Genomic DNA, 16,721 nt, shown 5'->3' on the forward strand with positions numbered 1-16,721 from the left:
CGAGAGGACCAGAGCACCTCCATGACCCCGCCCAACCTGACCCGCACCCAGGCCGAGGAGCGCGCCGCGCTGCTCGACGTGTCGACCTACGACGTCACGATCGACCTGACCGACGGATCCGGTGCCCCGTCCGACCGGACGTTCGCGGTCACGACCACCGTCCGGTTCGCCGCGCGCGAGCCCGGAGCGAGCACCTGGATCGAATGGGTCGGCGAGGGCATCACGTCCGCCACCCTGAACGGCCGTGAGCTGGACGTCTCCGGCTGGACCGAGGAGGGCGGCCTCGCGCTGCCCGACCTGGCAGCCGACAACGAGCTGACGATCGTCGCGACCGCGCTCTACACCAACACCGGCGAGGGGCTGCACCGCTTCGTCGACCCGGTCGACGGTGCGGTCTACCTGTACTCGCAGTTCGAGACGGCCGACTGCAAGCGGCTGTTCCCCTGCTTCGACCAGCCGGACCTCAAGGCGCGCTACACGATCACCGTGACCGCGCCGGGCGACTGGACGGTGGTGTCCAACACCGCCGCCGAGATCTCCGAGCCCGACGCGACCGGCGCCCGCGAGCACCGGTTCGCCCGCACCGAGATCCTCTCGACCTACCTGGTCGCGCTGATCGCCGGGCCGTACGCGAGCTGGCACGACACCTACTCCGACGAGCACGCCGAGATCCCGCTCGGCATCTACTGCCGGGCCTCGCTGGCCCCGCACATGGACCACGAGCGGATCTTCACCGAGACCAGGCAGGGTTTCGGCTTCTACCACCGCAACTTCGGGACGACCTACCCGTTCGGCAAGTACGACCAGCTGTTCGTCCCCGAGTTCAACGCGGGTGCGATGGAGAACGCCGGTGCCGTGACCTTCCTGGAGGACTACGTCTTCCGGTCCCGGGTCACCCGCACGGCGTACGAGCGGCGCGCCGAGACGATCCTGCACGAGATGGCGCACATGTGGTTCGGCGACCTCGTGACCATGCGCTGGTGGGACGACCTGTGGCTCAACGAGTCGTTCGCGACGTGGGCCAGCGTGCTGTGCCAGGCCGGGGCCACCGAGTACACCAACGCCTGGACGACGTTCGCCAACGTCGAGAAGTCCTGGGCCTACCGCCAGGACCAGCTGCCCTCGACGCACCCGATCGCCGCGGACATCCCGGATCTGCAGGCCGTCGAGGTCAACTTCGACGGCATCACCTACGCCAAGGGCGCGTCGGTGCTCAAGCAGCTCGTCGCCTACGTCGGGCTCGAGCCGTTCCTGGCCGGGCTGCGGGACTACTTCACCGCGCACGCCTGGGACAACGCGACGTTCGACGACCTGCTGGGCGCGCTGGAGAAGTCCTCGGGCCGGGACCTGTCGGACTGGGGAGCCCAGTGGCTGCGCACGACCGGGCTCACCATGCTCCGGCCCTCGTTCCAGGTCGACCCGGCCGGGAAGTTCGTGTCGTTCGACGTCGTGCAGGGCGGTGCCCGGCCCGGTGCCGGTGAGCTGCGGACCCACCGCGTCGCCGTCGGGGTCTACGACGACGACCCGGCCAGCGGCAAGCTCGTCCGCACCCACCGGGTGGAGCTGGACGTCACCGGTGAGCGCACCCCGGTGCCGCAGCTCGTCGGCCTGCCCCGCGGCAAGCTCGTCCTGGTCAACGACGACGACCTGACCTACTGCGCGCTGCGCCTCGACCCGGGCTCGCTGGCCACCCTGGTGGACCGGATCGGCGACATCGCCGAGCCGCTGCCCCGGACGCTGTGCTGGTCCTCGGCCTGGGAGATGACGCGCGAGGCCGAGCTGAAGGCGCGCGACTTCGTCAACCTCGTCGCGGGCGGGTTCGGCACCGAGACCGAGATCGGCGTGGTGCAGCGGCTGCTGCTGCAGGCCCAGACGGCGACGGCGTCGTACTGCACCCCGGAGTGGGCGGCGGAGCGCGGCTGGCCGCTGCTGACCGACGCGCTGCGGTTCCGCCTGGACACCGCCCGGCCCGGGTCGGACATCCAGCTGGCCGTGGTGAACGCGCTGGCGTCGTCGGTGCTGCCGGAGAACACACTCGACCGGTTCAAGGGCTGGCTGCTCGACGTCGACGTGCCCGACGGGCTCACCGTCGACGCCGACCTGCGCTGGCGGCTGCTGCACGCCCTGGTCGCGCACGGGAAGGCCGGCGAGACCGAGATCGCCGAGGAGGAGCAGCGCGACGCGACCTCCACCGGTGCGCGGCAGGCCGAGCGGGCGCGGGCGCTGATCCCGACCGCGGAGGCCAAGGAGCGGGCCTGGCAGCGCGCGGTGCACGACGACTCGCTGCCCAACGCGGTCATCGAGTCCGCGATCACCGGCTTCTCCCACCCCGCCCAGCGCGGCCTGCTCGGCGACTACGTGGCCCGCTACTTCGCCGAGATCGACGAGGTGTGGGCGCGGCGGACCTCGGAGCTGGCGCAGAACGTGGTGATCGGGCTGTTCCCGTCCTGGTCGGTGACCCCGGAGACGGTCGCCGCCGCCGACGAGTGGCTGGCCGACGAGTCGAAGCCTGCGTCGCTGCGCCGCCTGGTCGTGGAGGGCCGGGCCGGGATCGTGCGGGCCCTGCAGGCCCGTGAGTTCGACGGCGAGGTCACGCCGAGCACCCCGGACGAGGCGACCGCGGTGCACCAGCCGTAGCCGTGCACGGCAGAAGGGGCTCGGGAGCAGCAGCTCCCGAGCCCCGTCAGCTGTCGGTGGTCAGCCGCGGAGACGGTCCACGAAACGCCGCAGCGCCCCGGGCCGCTCCCCGAGCAGCTGGAACTTCCCGCAGACCGCGGCCCCGCAGGCCCCGCAGTCGGTGCCCGCGCGAAAGTGGTCGTGCATCTCCTCCGGGTGCCCGCAGGCGCAGGTCCGGGTCGCCGGCACGGCCGGGGGCATCGGGGAGATCGGTTCGCGCCCGGCGGGCTCGACCGGTCCACGCTGGCTCGGCACCTGCGGTGTGACGGCGGGCAGTCCGGTCGGCGGTGTGAGGACCGCCGCCGAGGGAGCGGAGTTCTGCGAGTCGTGCCCGTGTCGCTGGGGACGCGGGCTCCCGTCGTACGAGTGCGCCATGGTCAGCCTCCTTCGTGCCTGCGGCGGGCCGGTGCAGTCGTTGCACCGGGCGCCGCGTGTGACCGAGTATGCGATCACCGGCGGCCGAAGGGAATGACACGGAGCGTTCACGATCGCGTGCAGTGCGGGATTCCCCCACTCGCGAGGTGGGTGTCACCCGTTCAGGTGGCAACCGGGAGCGTGAGCACGGCCAGACAGCCCCGCGGACTGTCCGCCGACCGGAGCACCAGGTCACCCTGATGCTCGTACGCCAGTTGGGCGCTGATGTGCAGCCCGAGGCCGGAGCCGCCGGCGCTCTCGTCGTGTACGCCGCGGCGCAGCACGATCTCCTCCTGCCCGGGTGGCAGGCCGGGACCGCTGTCGCGCACCTCGATCCGGACGACCCCCTCGCCCGACGAACAGGCCCGGACCCGGACCGGGGCGCCGGGGGCGTGCCGCCGGCAGTTCTCCAGCAGGTTCGTGACGACCTGGCGGGACACCTTCTCCGGCGCGGCGACCGGTGGCAGGCCCGGCTCGACCTCCAGGGTGACGCCCGCCTGGGCGCGCAGCCGGACCAGCTGCTCGAGCACCGGCTCGACGTGGTGCACCGGTGCCTGCGCGGGGACGGCACCGTTCGCCCGCCCGTTGCCCGCGGCGGCCGGTTCCGGGGGAACCCAGGCCTGGGTGTCCGCCGTCGGAAGCGGCCCGAAGTCGAGCAACTCGGCGTCGCCCTCGGCCGGGACGTACACCGGCTCGGGATCGGCCACCGGCGCGGTCGCCACGCCCGGAGCGTGCGCGAGCAGCGGGTTCTCCAGCATGTGCCGCAGGCGGACCAGCTCGGACAGCACGGCCTCGCGCATCCGGGCGGTCTCCGGGTCCTGCGCGTCGTGCGAGAGCAGGTGCGCGGCACCGGCGAGACCGGCGAGACCGTTCTTCAGCTCGTGGTCGCGCTCGGCGGCGAGCTCGGTCGCGCGCTCCAGGCGCCGCGCCGCGTCCCCGGTCATCTCCTGGCTGCGGGAGTAGTCGTCCTGGAACCGGGACACCGTGCGCAGCGCCAGGGTGAGCAGCGCCGAGAGCACGACGGCCATGCCTGCCAGCCGCAGCGCCGGATAGGTCAGGCCGTCGATCGGCTCGGCGGGCACCACCGAGCGGTACAGCTGGGACACCGCGACGACGACCATGCCCAGCCCCAGCCGGGACCGGACCCGGCTCTGGCGCCGGTACCCGTCGAACAGGAACAGCACGGCGACGACGGTCCAGCCGGTCTGCGCGACGATCGAGACCAGCGGCCCGTAGGTCAGCGCCGCGACCAGCGGTGTCTCCTCCTGCGCCGCGACGATCCCGCCGAGCAGCAGTGCGAGCACCAGCAGCACCCAGCCACCCCAGGCGCCGAGCCGCGCGGGTGGCCGCAGCGCCGCGAGCAGCATGCAGTAGACGACCAGCAGCATGACCAGCACCGCCAGCCGGGCCACGCCTCCGCCGTTGCGCACGACCAGCGCGGAGATCGGCATGATCACCACGCCGTAGAGCAGCAGCGCCGCGCCGAACCAGGACGGCCGCGGGTCCTCGGTCAGCCGCCCGGTGACCAGGGCGACGATCGCCGCGGCCGAGCCGACGCCCGCCGCGGCCAGGGTGAGGATCGAGACGGCCTGGCCGAGGTCGATCCCGCGATCGGCGACGTAGGCGGGGCGGGTGAAGGCGACGACGAGCACGCACAGCGCGACGACGACCAGCACGTCGGCGAGGTGCCCGGCGACGAACCGCCACCGCCGGTGCCTGCCGAGGACACCGCTGAACCCGCCCGCCACGTGCCCTCCCCGAGACCCCACATCGTCGAGCTACGGATGATAGTGCGAGACCCTGACAGTTTCCCCGGCTCGTCCCGGCCCGGGGTCCGGCCCGGATCGTCGGGCGTCCGCTCAGATCCCGGCGGCCTTGCGGTACAGCGCGACCGCCTCCAGCTGGGAGCCGACCTCGAGCTTGGTCAGCACCGCCCGGATCTGGGTGCGCACGGTCGCCAGCGACACCACGAAGTGGTCGGCGACGGACTGGGCCCGCTTGCCCCCGGCCAGCAGGGCGAGCACCTCGCGCTCGCGCTGGGTGAGCCTGCCGAGCTTCTCGTGCAGGTCGCGGCGCTCGTCGCGGCGCCGGTGGTGCAGTTCGATGAGCTGTTCGCGGCGCCCGGGCGGCATGATCGAGCGCCCGGCGCGGGCCTCGCGGATCGCGTTGAGCAGCGCCGGGAACGGGGCGTTCTTCGGAACGAACACGAACCCACCGGCGTCGAGCGCGGCGCCGACCCGGCCGGCGTCGGAGCTGCCGGTGAGGACGACGACCCGCCAGCCCGCCTCGACCAGCGGCCCGACGAGCCGGACCCCGTCGATCCGATTGCCCTCGCCGTCGCGGCCCAGGTCGAGGTCGAGCACGATCAGGCCCGGGCCGGTGCGGCGGGCGTGGTCGAGCACGCCCTGCTTGGAGCGGACGGGGACGAACGTCGCGTCCTCGCCCTCGGCACGCAGGTTCAAGGCCAGCGCCGACCCCACGAGCTCGTGGTCGTCGACGATCAGGATGGGGCTGGTCACCGTCATGCCGGGACCGCCTCCGCCGGGCGCGCCATGGGAGGGATCTTAGGCCGTCCGGCCCTTCCCGTGTGGACCACACACCGGACGGACCGAATTTCCGACCGGATATCGCAAAGCTGCTGCCGGTCGGCGAGCTGCTCCTCCGGTCAGGGGCGGGAGCCGGCCTGGTCGGCCAGCATGCGCAGCCCGGAGAGGATCCCGTTGAACAGGTCGCCCTCCTTGAACGAGGCGACCATGCTCATCAGGGCCAGCTTCGCGCCGCGGTCGGGCAGCCGGACCTTCGCCTCGGAGCCGGTGACGATCTCCAGGATCCGCTGACCGGGGCTGACGGCGACGAGCACCGCGTCCTCGTGGCCATCGATCCGGCCGTGCAGCTCGATCGCGGTCGCCCGGGAGTCCTCGCTGAGGTCACCGATGTAGAGCGCGAAGCGCAGCCCGGTCTCGCGGCTGGTCAGCGTCAGCGCGTCGTCCAGGCGGGCGAGCTCCACCGGGGAGAACGGCTGCTCGGACTGGTCCGGCTCGCGGAACTGGTCGGCGGCCGAGACGCGCCCGGACCCGGTGACCACGGAGCCCTCGGGCAGGTCCCGCTCGTCGCCGGAGAAGACGGTCACTCCACTACCACTTGCCACCGGTACCTCCGCGCGTCTCGGTGTGGTCGGAACCCGCCGGGACCGCACCGTGCGGGTGGTCCGCGTGGTGGTGGTCGGCATGGCCGTCACCGGCCGGGTTCGCGATCCAGAACAGGGGCTCGTAGCGCCAGGGGTCGCCCGCCGACCAGCGGGTCCGCTTGCCCCGGCGCCGGGAGGCGACCAGGAGCCAGATACCCGCGTAGAGGGCGACCGGCGCGCCCACGTACACCAGCAGTGTTTCCAGGACGGTCACGGGGGAGAACCTATCCGATCGAGCCGCCCGGGATCTGCTCAGGTGTCCGGTCCGACAGCCGCCCGGACGCGATCGCGCCCAGCAGCGCGTCGTGGTCGGCCTCGGTCTGGTCGGCGTAGAGCCGGGCGAAGGTGCGCAGTGCCCGCGCCGCCTTGCCGCCCTTGCCCAGGTAGCCGGCGATCATCGACGCCCCTGACGTACGGGCGTGCCCCTTGGCCAGCAGCTTCCCGCAGACCTCGGCGTAGTCGGTGAGCGCCTTGGCCGACAGCGAGTCCGGCTCGATCGCGCCCTTCATGTCGCGGAACTGGCGGACGTAGTACTGGCGGCCGTTGATCGTGGTCCAGCCCAGCAGCGGGTCGGACACCGTCTGCAGCGCCTGCTGGTACTCCACGACCCGCTGGCCCTGGTGGTCGTGCCAGGCCGTCCCGCCGTGCACGAACGGCGCGACGACCGACCGGCGGGCCTGCTTGAGCTGCAGGAACAGCACGTCGTCGGGGCTGGAGCCCTCGCAGAGCACCAGGTAGGCGCGCAGCCCCACCGACCCGACGCCGACGACCTTGTGGGCCACGTCCGTGGCGTGGTAGCCGCCGAGGATCCGGGCCCAGTGCGGCGGGAGTGTCTCCAGGTAGCCGTCGAGCGCGCCGAGGATCCGCTCGGTGTCGGCGTCGTCGGGGTGGGTGATCAGCGGCGGCTCGGTGACGATCCGGCGCTCGCCGCCCTCGTCGGTGACGAACCGGGGCAGCGCCCGGTCGCTGGTGCGCTTGCGGGCCCGGCGGGCGGCCTTGTCGATGGCGTCGCGGGCGCTGCCGTGGTCGGCGTGCAGTGCCTCGACGTCCATGATGTCGAACGAGCGCTTGAGCAGCGGCTGCTCGGCCAGGGTCGCGACGTGCTCGGCGTAGGCCCGCACACAGCCCTCGACGGCGTCGCCGCACTCGTCCTCCGAGGCGCCGGAGTCGCGCCCGGCGACCCAGGTCGAGGTGACCAGCCGGCGCAGGTCCCACTCCCAGGCGCCCGGGTGGGCCTCGTCGAAGTCGTTGAGGTCGAAGACCAGCTCGCGCTCCGGGGAGGCGTAGAACCCGAAGTTGCCCAGGTGGGCGTCGCCGCAGATCACCGGGTGGATCCCGGTCGCGGGGAGCTGGGCGAAGTCCGCGGCGTTCAGCGCCGCGGCGCCGCGCAGGAACGCGTGCGGGGACTTCGCCATCCGCTCGATCCGCAGCGGCACCAGCTCATCCACCCGGCCGGAGTTGGTCCGCTCCACGAGGTCGACCGGGTCCACCCGGCGCAACGACGGCGACCACTCGGCCAGCGACGACCGCTTCGCCCGCTGCCGCAGGTCCTTGCCGAGGCGGTAGCGCTCGGCGCGCGGGGTCGAGGGCCGGGTCAGCGTGCCGAACGCGTCGCGGGCCGCCCCTTCGAGGATCGAGTGGCCGTCGAACACCGGGTGCGTGGTCACGCGGGTGTTCTACAGGTTCCGGCGGCCGAGTGCCCGGTAGGTCCAGCCGGCGGCCTCCCAGGCCTCCCGGTCCAGGGCGTTGCGGCCGTCGAGCACCCGGCGGGTCTTCACGACCTTCCCGAACGCGGCCGGGTCGAGCTCCTTGTACTGGCGCCACTCGGTGAGCAGCAGCACCGCGTCGGCGTTGCGCGCCGCCTCCTCCGGGGTGTCGACACAGTCGAGCTGCGCCCAGTGCCTGCGCACGTTCTCCCCCGCCTGCGGGTCGGTGACCAGCACGGTCGCCCCCTGCAGCTGCAGCTGCGCGGCCACGTTCAGCGCCGGGGAGTCCCGGATGTCGTCGGACTCGGGCTTGAACGCCGCCCCCAGCACCGCGATCCGCTTGCCCAGCAGCGACCCGTCGCAGACCTGGCGGGCCAGCTCCACCATCCGGATCCGCCGCCGCATGTTGATGTTGTCGACCTCCCGCAGGAAGGTCAGCGCCTGGTCGGCACCCAGCTCACCGGCCCGCGCCATGAACGCCCGGATGTCCTTCGGAAGGCAGCCCCCGCCGAAGCCGAGCCCGGCGTTGAGGAACTTGCGCCCGATCCGGTCGTCGTGCCCGATCGCGTCCGCGAGCTGCTTGACGTCGGCACCGGTCGCCTCGCACAGCTCGGCCATCGCGTTGATGAAGCTGATCTTCGTGGCCAGGAACGAGTTCGCCGCGGTCTTCACCATCTCCGCGGTCGCGTAGTCGGTGACGACCTTCGGGGTCTCGTCGGCGACGATCCGGGCGTACACCGTGTCCAGGACCTGCTCGGCGCGGGCGCCGTCCGGGCCGTCCGGGATGCCGTAGACCAGCCGGTCCGGGTGCAGCGTGTCCTGCACCGCGAAGCCCTCCCGCAGGAACTCCGGGTTCCAGGCCAGCACCGCGTCCGGCACCCGCTCGGCCACCAGCTCCGCCAGCCGCGCCGCCGTCCCCACCGGCACCGTCGACTTCCCGACGACCAGCTCGCCGGGCCCCAGCACGTCCAGCAGCGACGCCGTCGCCATCTCCACGTACGTCAGGTCCGCGGCGTACTCACCACGCCGCTGCGGCGTCCCGACGCACAGGAAGTGCACCGCCGCACCCTCGGCGTCCTTGATGTCGGAGGTGAAGCTCAGCCGCCCCGACGCCAGCGAGCGCCGCAGCAGCTCCTCGAACCCCGGCTCGAAGAACGGCACCCGCCCCTGCGCCAGCCCCTCGGCCTTCGCCACGTCGTTCTCGACGCCGACGACCTCGTGCCCCAGCTCGGCCATCGACGCCGCGTGCACGGCCCCCAGATAGCCGCAGCCGATCACCGAGATCTTCAGCGGGCGCTCACTCTCCGACATGGCGCGCACGCTATCGGGTGCCGCGCAGTGCCCGGTACTGCTCGTCGCACAGATTGACGAGAGGCAACGCGCCGGCGTCGAGGGCGTGGCGCAGGCTCGGGGCGGCGCGGTCCTTGCCGGACACGACCGGGTCGAGCCCTGGCACCCAGGGCAGCGCGAGGTCCGGATCGAACGGGTCGATGCCGTGCTCGGCGGACGGGTCGTAGGAGGTGCTGCACAGGTAGCCGACGACGGTGCCGTCCTCGAGCGCCTGGAACCCGTGGCCGAGCCCTTCGGCCAGGTAGACGGCCCGGCCGTCGTCGGCGGAGAGGTCGACGGCCTCGTGGCGGCCGAACGTCGGCGAGCCGCGCCGCAGGTCGACGAGCACGTCGCGGATCGAGCCTGCGTCGACGTGGACGTACTTGGCCTGCCCGGGCGGGACGTCGGCGTAGTGGATCCCGCGGATCACGCCGCGGCGCGACACCGACCGGTTGGCCTGGGCGAGCGTCAGGTCGAAGCCGAGCGCCGCGCGGAACGCCGGGGCCTGGAACGGCGCGGCGAACGTGCCACGGTCGTCGGGGAAGACCCGCGGCTCGAACAGCCAGGCGCCGTCGATCGTCAGCGGGGTGGCGGTCATCGTGGGGGTCGAGATGCTGGTCATCGCCTGAGGGGCTCCCACCACGCGCGGTGCCCGGCGTACCAGGCGACGGTGTCGGCGAGGCCGGCGTCGAACGGCACCTGAGGGGTGTAGCCCAGCTCGTCGCGGATCTTGCTCCAGTCGACGGAGTAGCGGCGGTCGTGACCCTTGCGGTCGGGCACGTGCTCGACCCGTTCCGGGCCTGCGCCGACGGCGGCCAGCAGCCGGTCGGTCAGCTCGCGGTTGGTCAGCTCGGTGCCGCCGCCGATGTTGTAGGTCTCCCCGGCCCGGCCCTGCGCGGCGGCGAGCGCGATGCCGCGGCAGTGGTCGGCGACGTGCAGCCAGTCGCGGACGTTGCCGCCGTCGCCGTAGAGCGGGACGGTGCCGCCGTCGAGCAGGTTGGTTACGAACAGCGGGATCACCTTCTCCGGGAACTGGTAGGGCCCGTAGTTGTTCGAGCAGCGGGTGATCACGACGTCGAGCCCGTGGGTGCGGGAATAGCTGCGCGCCAGCAGGTCCGAGCCCGCCTTCGCCGCCGAGTACGGCGAGTTCGGCTCCAGCGGGTCGGTCTCGGGCCAGGACCCGGTCTCGATCGAGCCGTACACCTCGTCGGTGGAGACGTGCACGAACCGGCCGACGCCGAGGTCGAGCGCGGCCTGCAGCAGCACCTGGGTGCCGACGACGTTGGTGGTCACGAAGTCCGCGGCACCGGTGATCGAGCGGTCCACGTGGGTCTCGGCGGCGAGGTGCAGGACGAGGTCGGCGCCGCGCAGCACCTCGGCGACCCGGGCGGAGTCGCGGATGTCGGCACGGACGACGCGCAGCCGGGGGTCGTCGCGGACGGGGTCGAGGTTCTCGATCCGCCCGGCGTAGGTGAACGCGTCGAGCACGACGACCTCGGTCGCGTCGATGCCGGGGTAGCCGGCGCCCAGCAGCGTCCGCACGAGACAGGAGCCGATGAACCCGGCTCCCCCGGTGACCACTACCCGCACGCGCCGCTCCCCTGGTTGTCGCTGCCGGTGATCAGCGTGTCAGAGTCGGGCCGGCGGATCCGACGGAGGTGGGCGCGATGCGCGCATGCGTGCTGGGGGCGAACGGGCAGCTCGGGCGGGCGCTCGTGGCGAGCCTGGAGGGTCAGGACCCGGTCGGGCTGGGCCACGCCGACCTCGACATCGGCGACGCCGAGGCCGTCGCCGCGTACGACTTCTCCCCGTTCGACGTGGTGCTCAACGCGGCCGCGTGGACGAAGGTCGACGCCGCGGAGACCGACCCGGCCGGTGCGTGGCGGGCCAACGCGCTCGGGCCCGCGTACCTGACGGGTGCGGCACGCCGGCACGGGTTCGCGCTGGTCCAGGTCTCCACCGAGTACGTCTTCGACGGCACCGAGCCCGGCCCGATCCCGGAGAGCGCCCCGCTGTCCCCGCTCGGGGTGTACGGCGCGTCGAAGGCGGCCGGGGAGCTGGCGGTGCTCAGCGCGGCCGACATCCGCAGCGTCGTCGTGCGGACCAGCTGGGTCGTCGGTGACGGCGCCAACTTCGTCGCGACGATGGCGCGGCTGGCGATGAACGGGGCGAGCCCGGACGTCGTCGACGACCAGTTCGGACGCCCGACGTTCACCCACGATCTGGCCGCGGCGGTGCTCGCGCTGGCCGGCAGCGGGTCGGGGATCTACCACGTCACCAACGACGGCGAGCCGGTCTCCTGGTGCGGGCTGGCGCGGGAGATGTTCGAGCGCTGCGGGCGCGACCCGGCCGACGTCCGCGCGGTGAGCACCGCGCAATACGGGGCGGACAAGCCGCACCTGGCGCGGCGCCCGGCGAACTCGGTGCTGGACCTGAGCCGGGTGACGCTGGCCGGGATCACCATGCCGGCCTGGCGGGACGCGCTCGACGAGCACCTGGGCGTCAATTCGTGAAGGGGATCGTGCTGGCCGGGGGCACCGGTTCCCGGCTGTTCCCGCTGACCGCGGCGGTGTCCAAGCAGCTGCTGCCGGTCTACGACAAGCCGATGATCTACCACCCGCTGACGACGCTGATGCTCGCCGGCGTCCGCGAGATCCTGATCATCTCCACGCCGCGGGACCTGCCCGGTTTCCGGCGGCTGTTCGGCGACGGCACCCACCTCGGCCTGGAGATCTCCTACGCCGAGCAGCCGCACCCGGGCGGCCTGGCCGAGGCCTACCGGATCGGTGCCGACCACGTCCGCGGCGGCCCGTCGGCGCTCGTGCTGGGCGACAACATCTTCCACGGCGCCGGGTTCGGTGACCTGCTGCGCCGCCGGGCCGCGCAGGTGACCTCCGGTGAGGCCGGCTGCGTGCTGTTCGGCTACCCCGTCCGCGACCCCCAGCGCTACGGCGTCGGCGAAGCCGACCACGACGGCAGGCTCCTGTCCATCGAGGAGAAGCCCGAACGCCCCCGCTCCGACCGCGCCATCACCGGCCTCTACCTCTACGACGACCAGGTCGTCGACATCGCCGCCGCCATCCGACCCGGCCCCCGCGGCGAACTCGAGATCACCGACGTCAACCGCGCCTACCTCCACCAAGGACGCGCCCACCTCCAGGACCTCGGCCGCGGCTTCGCCTGGCTCGACACCGGCACCCACGAATCCCTCACCGAAGCCGGCCAATACGTCCGCACCCTCGAGAACCGCCAGGGCATCCGCATCGCCTGCATCGAAGAAGTCGCCCTGCGCATGGGCTACATCGACGCCGACCAGTGCGCGAAACTCGGCGAGGCCCAGCTCGGCTCGGGCTACGGGGAGTACGTCGTCGAGGTGGCGCGGCAGTTCGCCCGCTGAGTAGTGTTCGCGAGATGGGGTCGCGGTCGCTGCTCGTCGCCGAGGACATGCTGCTCATCGCGCTCGACGACGACACGGGCAAGCTGGGCTGGTTCGACCCGCGGAACCTGTTCGGCGCACTGCTGTGCGACCTGATCGACCGCGGCGCGGTCACCGTCGATCCGAAGAAGAAGCTGCACCTCGCCGACGCGCCCGAGCATCCGGCGCTGCTGGCGCTGTTCGACACGATGGCCGCGTCGACGAAGCCGCGCACGATCGAGCACTGGCTCGGCACGTTCCCGTGGAAGCACTCCAAGCCGGCCGCGCTGACCGCACAGCAGCTCGTCGCGGACGGGGTGCTGCAGGAGCAGAGCGACAGGGTCCTCGGTCTGTTCCGCACGACCCGGTTGCCCGAGGCCGACCCCGGCCCCGAACGCGCGCTGCGCGACCGGCTGAAGCTGATCCTCGTCGACGGCTCCGACCCCGGCGCCCACGACGCCCTGCTGGTCACGTTCCTGCACCACAACCAGCTGGTGAAGGACGCACTCGACGGCGCCGACGGCGAGCAGAGCCGGGCCGGGCGGCGGCGGGCGAAGCAGATCGCGAAGGACCTCAAGACCAACCCGGTCGTGAAGGCGCAGCTGGATGCGGCGGTCGCGGCCGCGGCGGTGAGCATCGCGGGTGCGGCGGTCGTGACGGCGTCCGGGACCTGATGCCAGGGTGGGGCCGTGCGCTCCCCCACCCCGATCAGCCGGATCCAGTACGCGCTCTTCCGGCTCGGCCAGTGGCAGCTGGGCCACCGCGGCGGCCCGGAGAACGACATCACGCCCGGCCTCGCCGTCGTCGGGAAGGACGCCGGGCAGCACCACGTGCGGCTCTGGATCGGCACGCTCCGGCACGGTTCCGACGCCGAGACGCTCGACGCGACCGTCACCGTGCGCGGCCAGGCCGGCGACGCGCAGGTCACCACCACCCTGCTGCGCTACGGCTTCGACGACGAGCGCCCGATCTCCGGCTGGAAGCCCGGCACCCGGTTCTTCCACGGCCACGTGCTCGTGGACGGGCTGGCCCCGGATGCGACCGGCACCGCCACCGTCGAGCTCGCCGCGGGTCCCGGCGGCGACGCGCCGCTGCGCGCGTCCTGCCGGATCCGCACGCTGCCGGCCCGGATCGAGGTCGGCTCGTCGTTCACCGCACTCGTCGGGTCCTGCTACGACGCCGACACCGACGACACCGACGAGTTCGACGCCGCCTTCACCCACCTGCGCGACGAGGTCGCCGCCCCGGACCTGTCACTGCTGGTCGGCGACCAGGTCTACGCCGACGCGCCCGCCCTGTTCTACGCGCTGATGGCGCGCCGCACGCCGCGGACCTACGCACTGCTGGAGTACTGGACGTCGTGGGGCATGCAGGCCGGGCGGCGCGGCATGCGGACGATGCTCGCGCACGGCCCGCACTGGTTCCTGCCCGACGACCACGAGTTCTGGAACAACTGGCCGCACGCCTCGGTCACGGCGAAGCACTCGTACTCCAACATCGTCAAGGCGGCCGTCGGCGGGCTGCGCCGGTGGGCGGCGCGGCTCGGCCGCCGGCCCGGGGCCGAGATCCCGGCCCCGGCGGACCCGGGCCCGCCGCCGACGGACCCGCTGGTGCAGAGCTACCACCCCGTCCATCCCGACGAGTGGGACGCGTGGAGCCGGGCCGCGTTCGACCTCTACGGCTCGTTCCAGACCCCGAGCGTGCACGAGTACGAGACCGGCCGGATCACCCGCGGGCAGCTCGACGACGACGATCCCCGCCGCCCGCCGCGCGACGGGCCGCGCGGTGAGGTCCACCGGCCGCTGAACCGGCTCGTGCAGCGCATCGACCTGGGCGCGGTGCAGGTCGCGATGCTCGACACCCGGACCCGGCGGGTGCGGCGCACCGACGACCCGCGCTACTCCGCCTTCGTCGACGACGAGTACCTGCACGAGGTCCTGGCGGTCGCCGCCGAGGCGCCGATCCTGGTGCTGGTCACGCCGCAGCCGCTGCTCGACCCGCCCGGCTGGCGGCGGAAGGCCGACGCGCCGCTGCGGTACCGGCTCAAGCGCCCGGCCGACACCCGCACGTCGGACTACACCTACCGCTACGGATGGTTCTGGGACGAGCTCGTCCGCGCCCGCGACGGGCGCCCGACGATCACCGTCGGCGGCGACATCCACTCCAGCTACCTCGGGTACGCGCCGTCGGTGCCGCTGCTGGAGGTGGTGTCCTCGCCGATGTCGCTGGTCGCCGGGGCGACCCTGCCCGACCGGCTGCTCGCGCTCCCCCGGCTGCTCACCGGGCGCGGCCCGCACGACGAGTACGCGGCGGGCACCGTGCTGGCGAGCGTGGAGGACCTGTGCAGCACCGGGCCGCGGGACCGGTCGCCGGAGGACCACACCGCGGTCTCGCTGGCCTCGCTGGGCGCCGGGAACCCGGAGGGCCTCGGGCTGCTGGAGTTCTCCCGGCCCGACGAACACCGGTTCGTGGTGACCGCGTCGCTGCATCTGCGGGCGTCGCTGGCCCGGGGGTCCACCGACGGCAGGCAGCAGGTCACCGCGGAGCTGTTCACCGACCGCCGGGGGCCGGAGGCGCTGCGGGTGCTCGGCGATCCCCGGCGGGCGTGACGCGGCTCAGAGCCGCCGCGGTGCCGCGAGCGACCGGTGCGCCGGCGCGACCGGGCGCCCGGCGAACAGCCGCTCCGGCTGCCCCGTCTCCAGCGCCTTGCGGTAGGCGGGCAGCGCACCGCGGACCGCGTCGACGGTCCGCGCGACGTCGTCGTCGGTGTGCGCGGCGGAGATGACGTAGGACTGGCCCAGCACCCCGCGCTGCAGGGTCTCGGCCAGGAACAGCGTCCGCATCGGCTGGGACGGGTTGCCGTCGGCGTCGCGGGTGCGGAAGACCAGGCAGGACGGCCGCCCCGCGGTGTCGAGGAACTGCTCGACACCCTCGGCCCTGGCCACCTCGGCGACCCCGGCTGCGAGCGCCGCACCCTGGCGTTCCATGACGCCGATCGGGTCGGTCTCGGCGTAGGCCCGCACCACCGCACGGAACGCGGCCAGCGACACCGTTTCGGCGCCGTGGGTGGACGACAGCAGGAACACCCGCTCCCGGTCGGTCGCCAGCCCGCCGAGCTCCATGAGCTCCCGCTTCCCGGCGATCGCCGAGATCGGGAAGCCGTTGCCCATCGCCTTGCCCCAGGTCGACAGGTCCGGGGTGACGCCGTAGAGCCCCTGGGCGCCGTGCTCCGACCAGCGGAAACCGGTGATCGTCTCGTCGAAGACCAGTACGGTGCCGTGCTCGTCGCAGAGCGCCCGGAGGCCCTCGAGGTAGCCGGGCTCCGGCTCGCACAGCGACGTCGCCGGCTCCAGGATCACGCAGGCGACGCGGCCGCGGTCGGTCTCCAGGAGCTCGCGGACGGCGTCGAGGTCGTTGTAGGGGAACGAGCGCGCGAGCCCGCGGGTGGTCTCGGGGACGCCGGCGCGGATCGGCAGGCTGCCGACGAACCAGTCCTGCGAGGAGAAGTACGGGTGGTCGTGGCAGTAGGCCACGAGGTCACGGCCGGTCGCGGCGCGGGCCAGCCGGACCGCGGCCGAGGTCGCGTCGGAGGCGTTCTTGCCGAACTTGACCATGTCCGCGCCCGGGACCAGGCGCAGGAAGTCCTCGGCCGCGGCGAGCTCCAGCTCGGTGGGGCGGCTGAACGACAGGCCGTCGTCGAGGACCGCGCGCACGGCGTCGACGACGGGCCGGTAGCCGTGCCCGAGGGTCACCGCCCGCATGCCCATGCCGTACTCGACGTAGGTGTTGCCGTCGACGTCGCGGACCCGGGCGCCGGAGCCTCCGACCAGTACCGGGGCCATGCCCTCCGGGTACTGGTCGGAGCCCTTGGCGAACGTGTGCGCTCCCCCGGGGACGAGCCGGTGGAGGCGGTCCTGCAGAGCGTTCGAGCGGGCGAAGCCGGCGGTCATACCTGCTCAGTCGCCGCAGGCCCGCCCGGTGTTAGGGCTGTGCC

General features: G+C 73.1%; 15 protein-coding genes. 5 read left to right on the top strand and 10 right to left on the bottom strand.

What is annotated here, in order from left to right:
- Positions 1-21: 21 nt before the first annotated feature.
- A complete protein-coding gene (gene pepN, locus ACLE50_RS21330; protein WP_410945389.1) occupies positions 22-2,637 on the top strand; it encodes an aminopeptidase N in 2,616 nt (871 codons plus the stop codon).
- Positions 2,638-2,697: 60 nt separating this feature from the next.
- Here pepN and ACLE50_RS21335 read toward each other — a convergent pair whose 3' ends face one another.
- From ACLE50_RS21335 to rfbB, 9 genes are all read right to left on the bottom strand, one after another.
- The gene (locus ACLE50_RS21335) at positions 2,698-2,877 is read right to left on the bottom strand and encodes a hypothetical protein (RefSeq protein WP_410945390.1); all 180 of its coding nucleotides are present in this window, start codon (positions 2,875-2,877) and stop codon (positions 2,698-2,700) included.
- Positions 2,878-3,212: 335 nt separating this feature from the next.
- Positions 3,213-4,838, bottom strand: a complete 1,626-nt coding sequence (locus ACLE50_RS21340; RefSeq protein ID WP_410945391.1) for a sensor histidine kinase — start codon at positions 4,836-4,838, stop codon at positions 3,213-3,215.
- 111 nt (positions 4,839-4,949) lie between these two features.
- Entirely contained in the window at positions 4,950-5,615 is a 666-nt protein-coding gene (locus ACLE50_RS21345) for a LuxR C-terminal-related transcriptional regulator (RefSeq protein WP_410945392.1), read from the bottom strand.
- Between the two features lie 140 nt (positions 5,616-5,755).
- Positions 5,756-6,238, bottom strand: a complete 483-nt coding sequence (locus tag ACLE50_RS21350) for a DUF5130 family protein (protein ID WP_410945393.1) — start codon at positions 6,236-6,238, stop codon at positions 5,756-5,758.
- On the bottom strand, positions 6,225-6,491 hold the full coding sequence (gene ctaJ, locus ACLE50_RS21355) for an aa3-type cytochrome oxidase subunit CtaJ (protein ID WP_410945394.1): 267 nt from the start codon (positions 6,489-6,491) through the stop codon (positions 6,225-6,227). Before ctaJ ends, ACLE50_RS21350 begins: the two co-directional genes overlap by 14 nt.
- 10 nt (positions 6,492-6,501) lie before the next feature.
- Positions 6,502-7,944, bottom strand: coding sequence for a DUF2252 domain-containing protein (locus ACLE50_RS21360; protein WP_410945395.1), 1,443 nt, complete (start codon positions 7,942-7,944; stop codon positions 6,502-6,504).
- Between the two features lie 9 nt (positions 7,945-7,953).
- The gene (locus ACLE50_RS21365; RefSeq protein ID WP_410945396.1) at positions 7,954-9,294 is read right to left on the bottom strand and encodes a UDP-glucose dehydrogenase family protein; all 1,341 of its coding nucleotides are present in this window, start codon (positions 9,292-9,294) and stop codon (positions 7,954-7,956) included.
- 10 nt (positions 9,295-9,304) lie between these two features.
- On the bottom strand, positions 9,305-9,910 hold the full coding sequence (locus ACLE50_RS21370) for a dTDP-4-dehydrorhamnose 3,5-epimerase family protein (protein ID WP_410945437.1): 606 nt from the start codon (positions 9,908-9,910) through the stop codon (positions 9,305-9,307).
- Positions 9,911-9,930: 20 nt separating this feature from the next.
- Positions 9,931-10,902, bottom strand: a complete 972-nt coding sequence (rfbB, locus tag ACLE50_RS21375; protein WP_410945397.1) for a dTDP-glucose 4,6-dehydratase — start codon at positions 10,900-10,902, stop codon at positions 9,931-9,933.
- A gap of 77 nt (positions 10,903-10,979) precedes the next feature.
- On the opposite strand from rfbB, the gene rfbD reads away from it, so the two are divergent.
- From rfbD to ACLE50_RS21395, 4 genes are read left to right on the top strand one after another with little or no spacing between them, the layout of a single operon-like run.
- Entirely contained in the window at positions 10,980-11,825 is an 846-nt protein-coding gene (gene rfbD / locus ACLE50_RS21380; RefSeq protein WP_410945398.1) for a dTDP-4-dehydrorhamnose reductase, read from the top strand.
- Entirely contained in the window at positions 11,822-12,709 is an 888-nt protein-coding gene (gene rfbA, locus ACLE50_RS21385) for a glucose-1-phosphate thymidylyltransferase RfbA (RefSeq protein WP_410945399.1), read from the top strand. The genes rfbD and rfbA overlap by 4 nt, the downstream gene beginning before the upstream one ends.
- Positions 12,710-12,723: 14 nt before the next feature.
- On the top strand, positions 12,724-13,401 hold the full coding sequence (locus ACLE50_RS21390; protein ID WP_410945400.1) for a GOLPH3/VPS74 family protein: 678 nt from the start codon (positions 12,724-12,726) through the stop codon (positions 13,399-13,401).
- A 15-nt stretch (positions 13,402-13,416) separates the two neighbouring features.
- Positions 13,417-15,336 carry an alkaline phosphatase D family protein gene (locus ACLE50_RS21395; protein ID WP_410945401.1) on the top strand — a complete coding sequence of 640 codons (1,920 nt, stop codon included), beginning with the start codon at positions 13,417-13,419 and terminating at the stop codon, positions 15,334-15,336.
- A gap of 6 nt (positions 15,337-15,342) precedes the next feature.
- Here ACLE50_RS21395 and ACLE50_RS21400 read toward each other — a convergent pair whose 3' ends face one another.
- The gene (locus tag ACLE50_RS21400; RefSeq protein ID WP_410945402.1) at positions 15,343-16,677 is read right to left on the bottom strand and encodes a glutamate-1-semialdehyde 2,1-aminomutase; all 1,335 of its coding nucleotides are present in this window, start codon (positions 16,675-16,677) and stop codon (positions 15,343-15,345) included.
- Positions 16,678-16,721: the final 44 nt, after the last annotated feature.

The organism is Pseudonocardia phyllosphaerae, assembly GCF_046546475.1.
GTDB lineage: Bacteria > Actinomycetota > Actinomycetes > Mycobacteriales > Pseudonocardiaceae > Pseudonocardia > Pseudonocardia phyllosphaerae.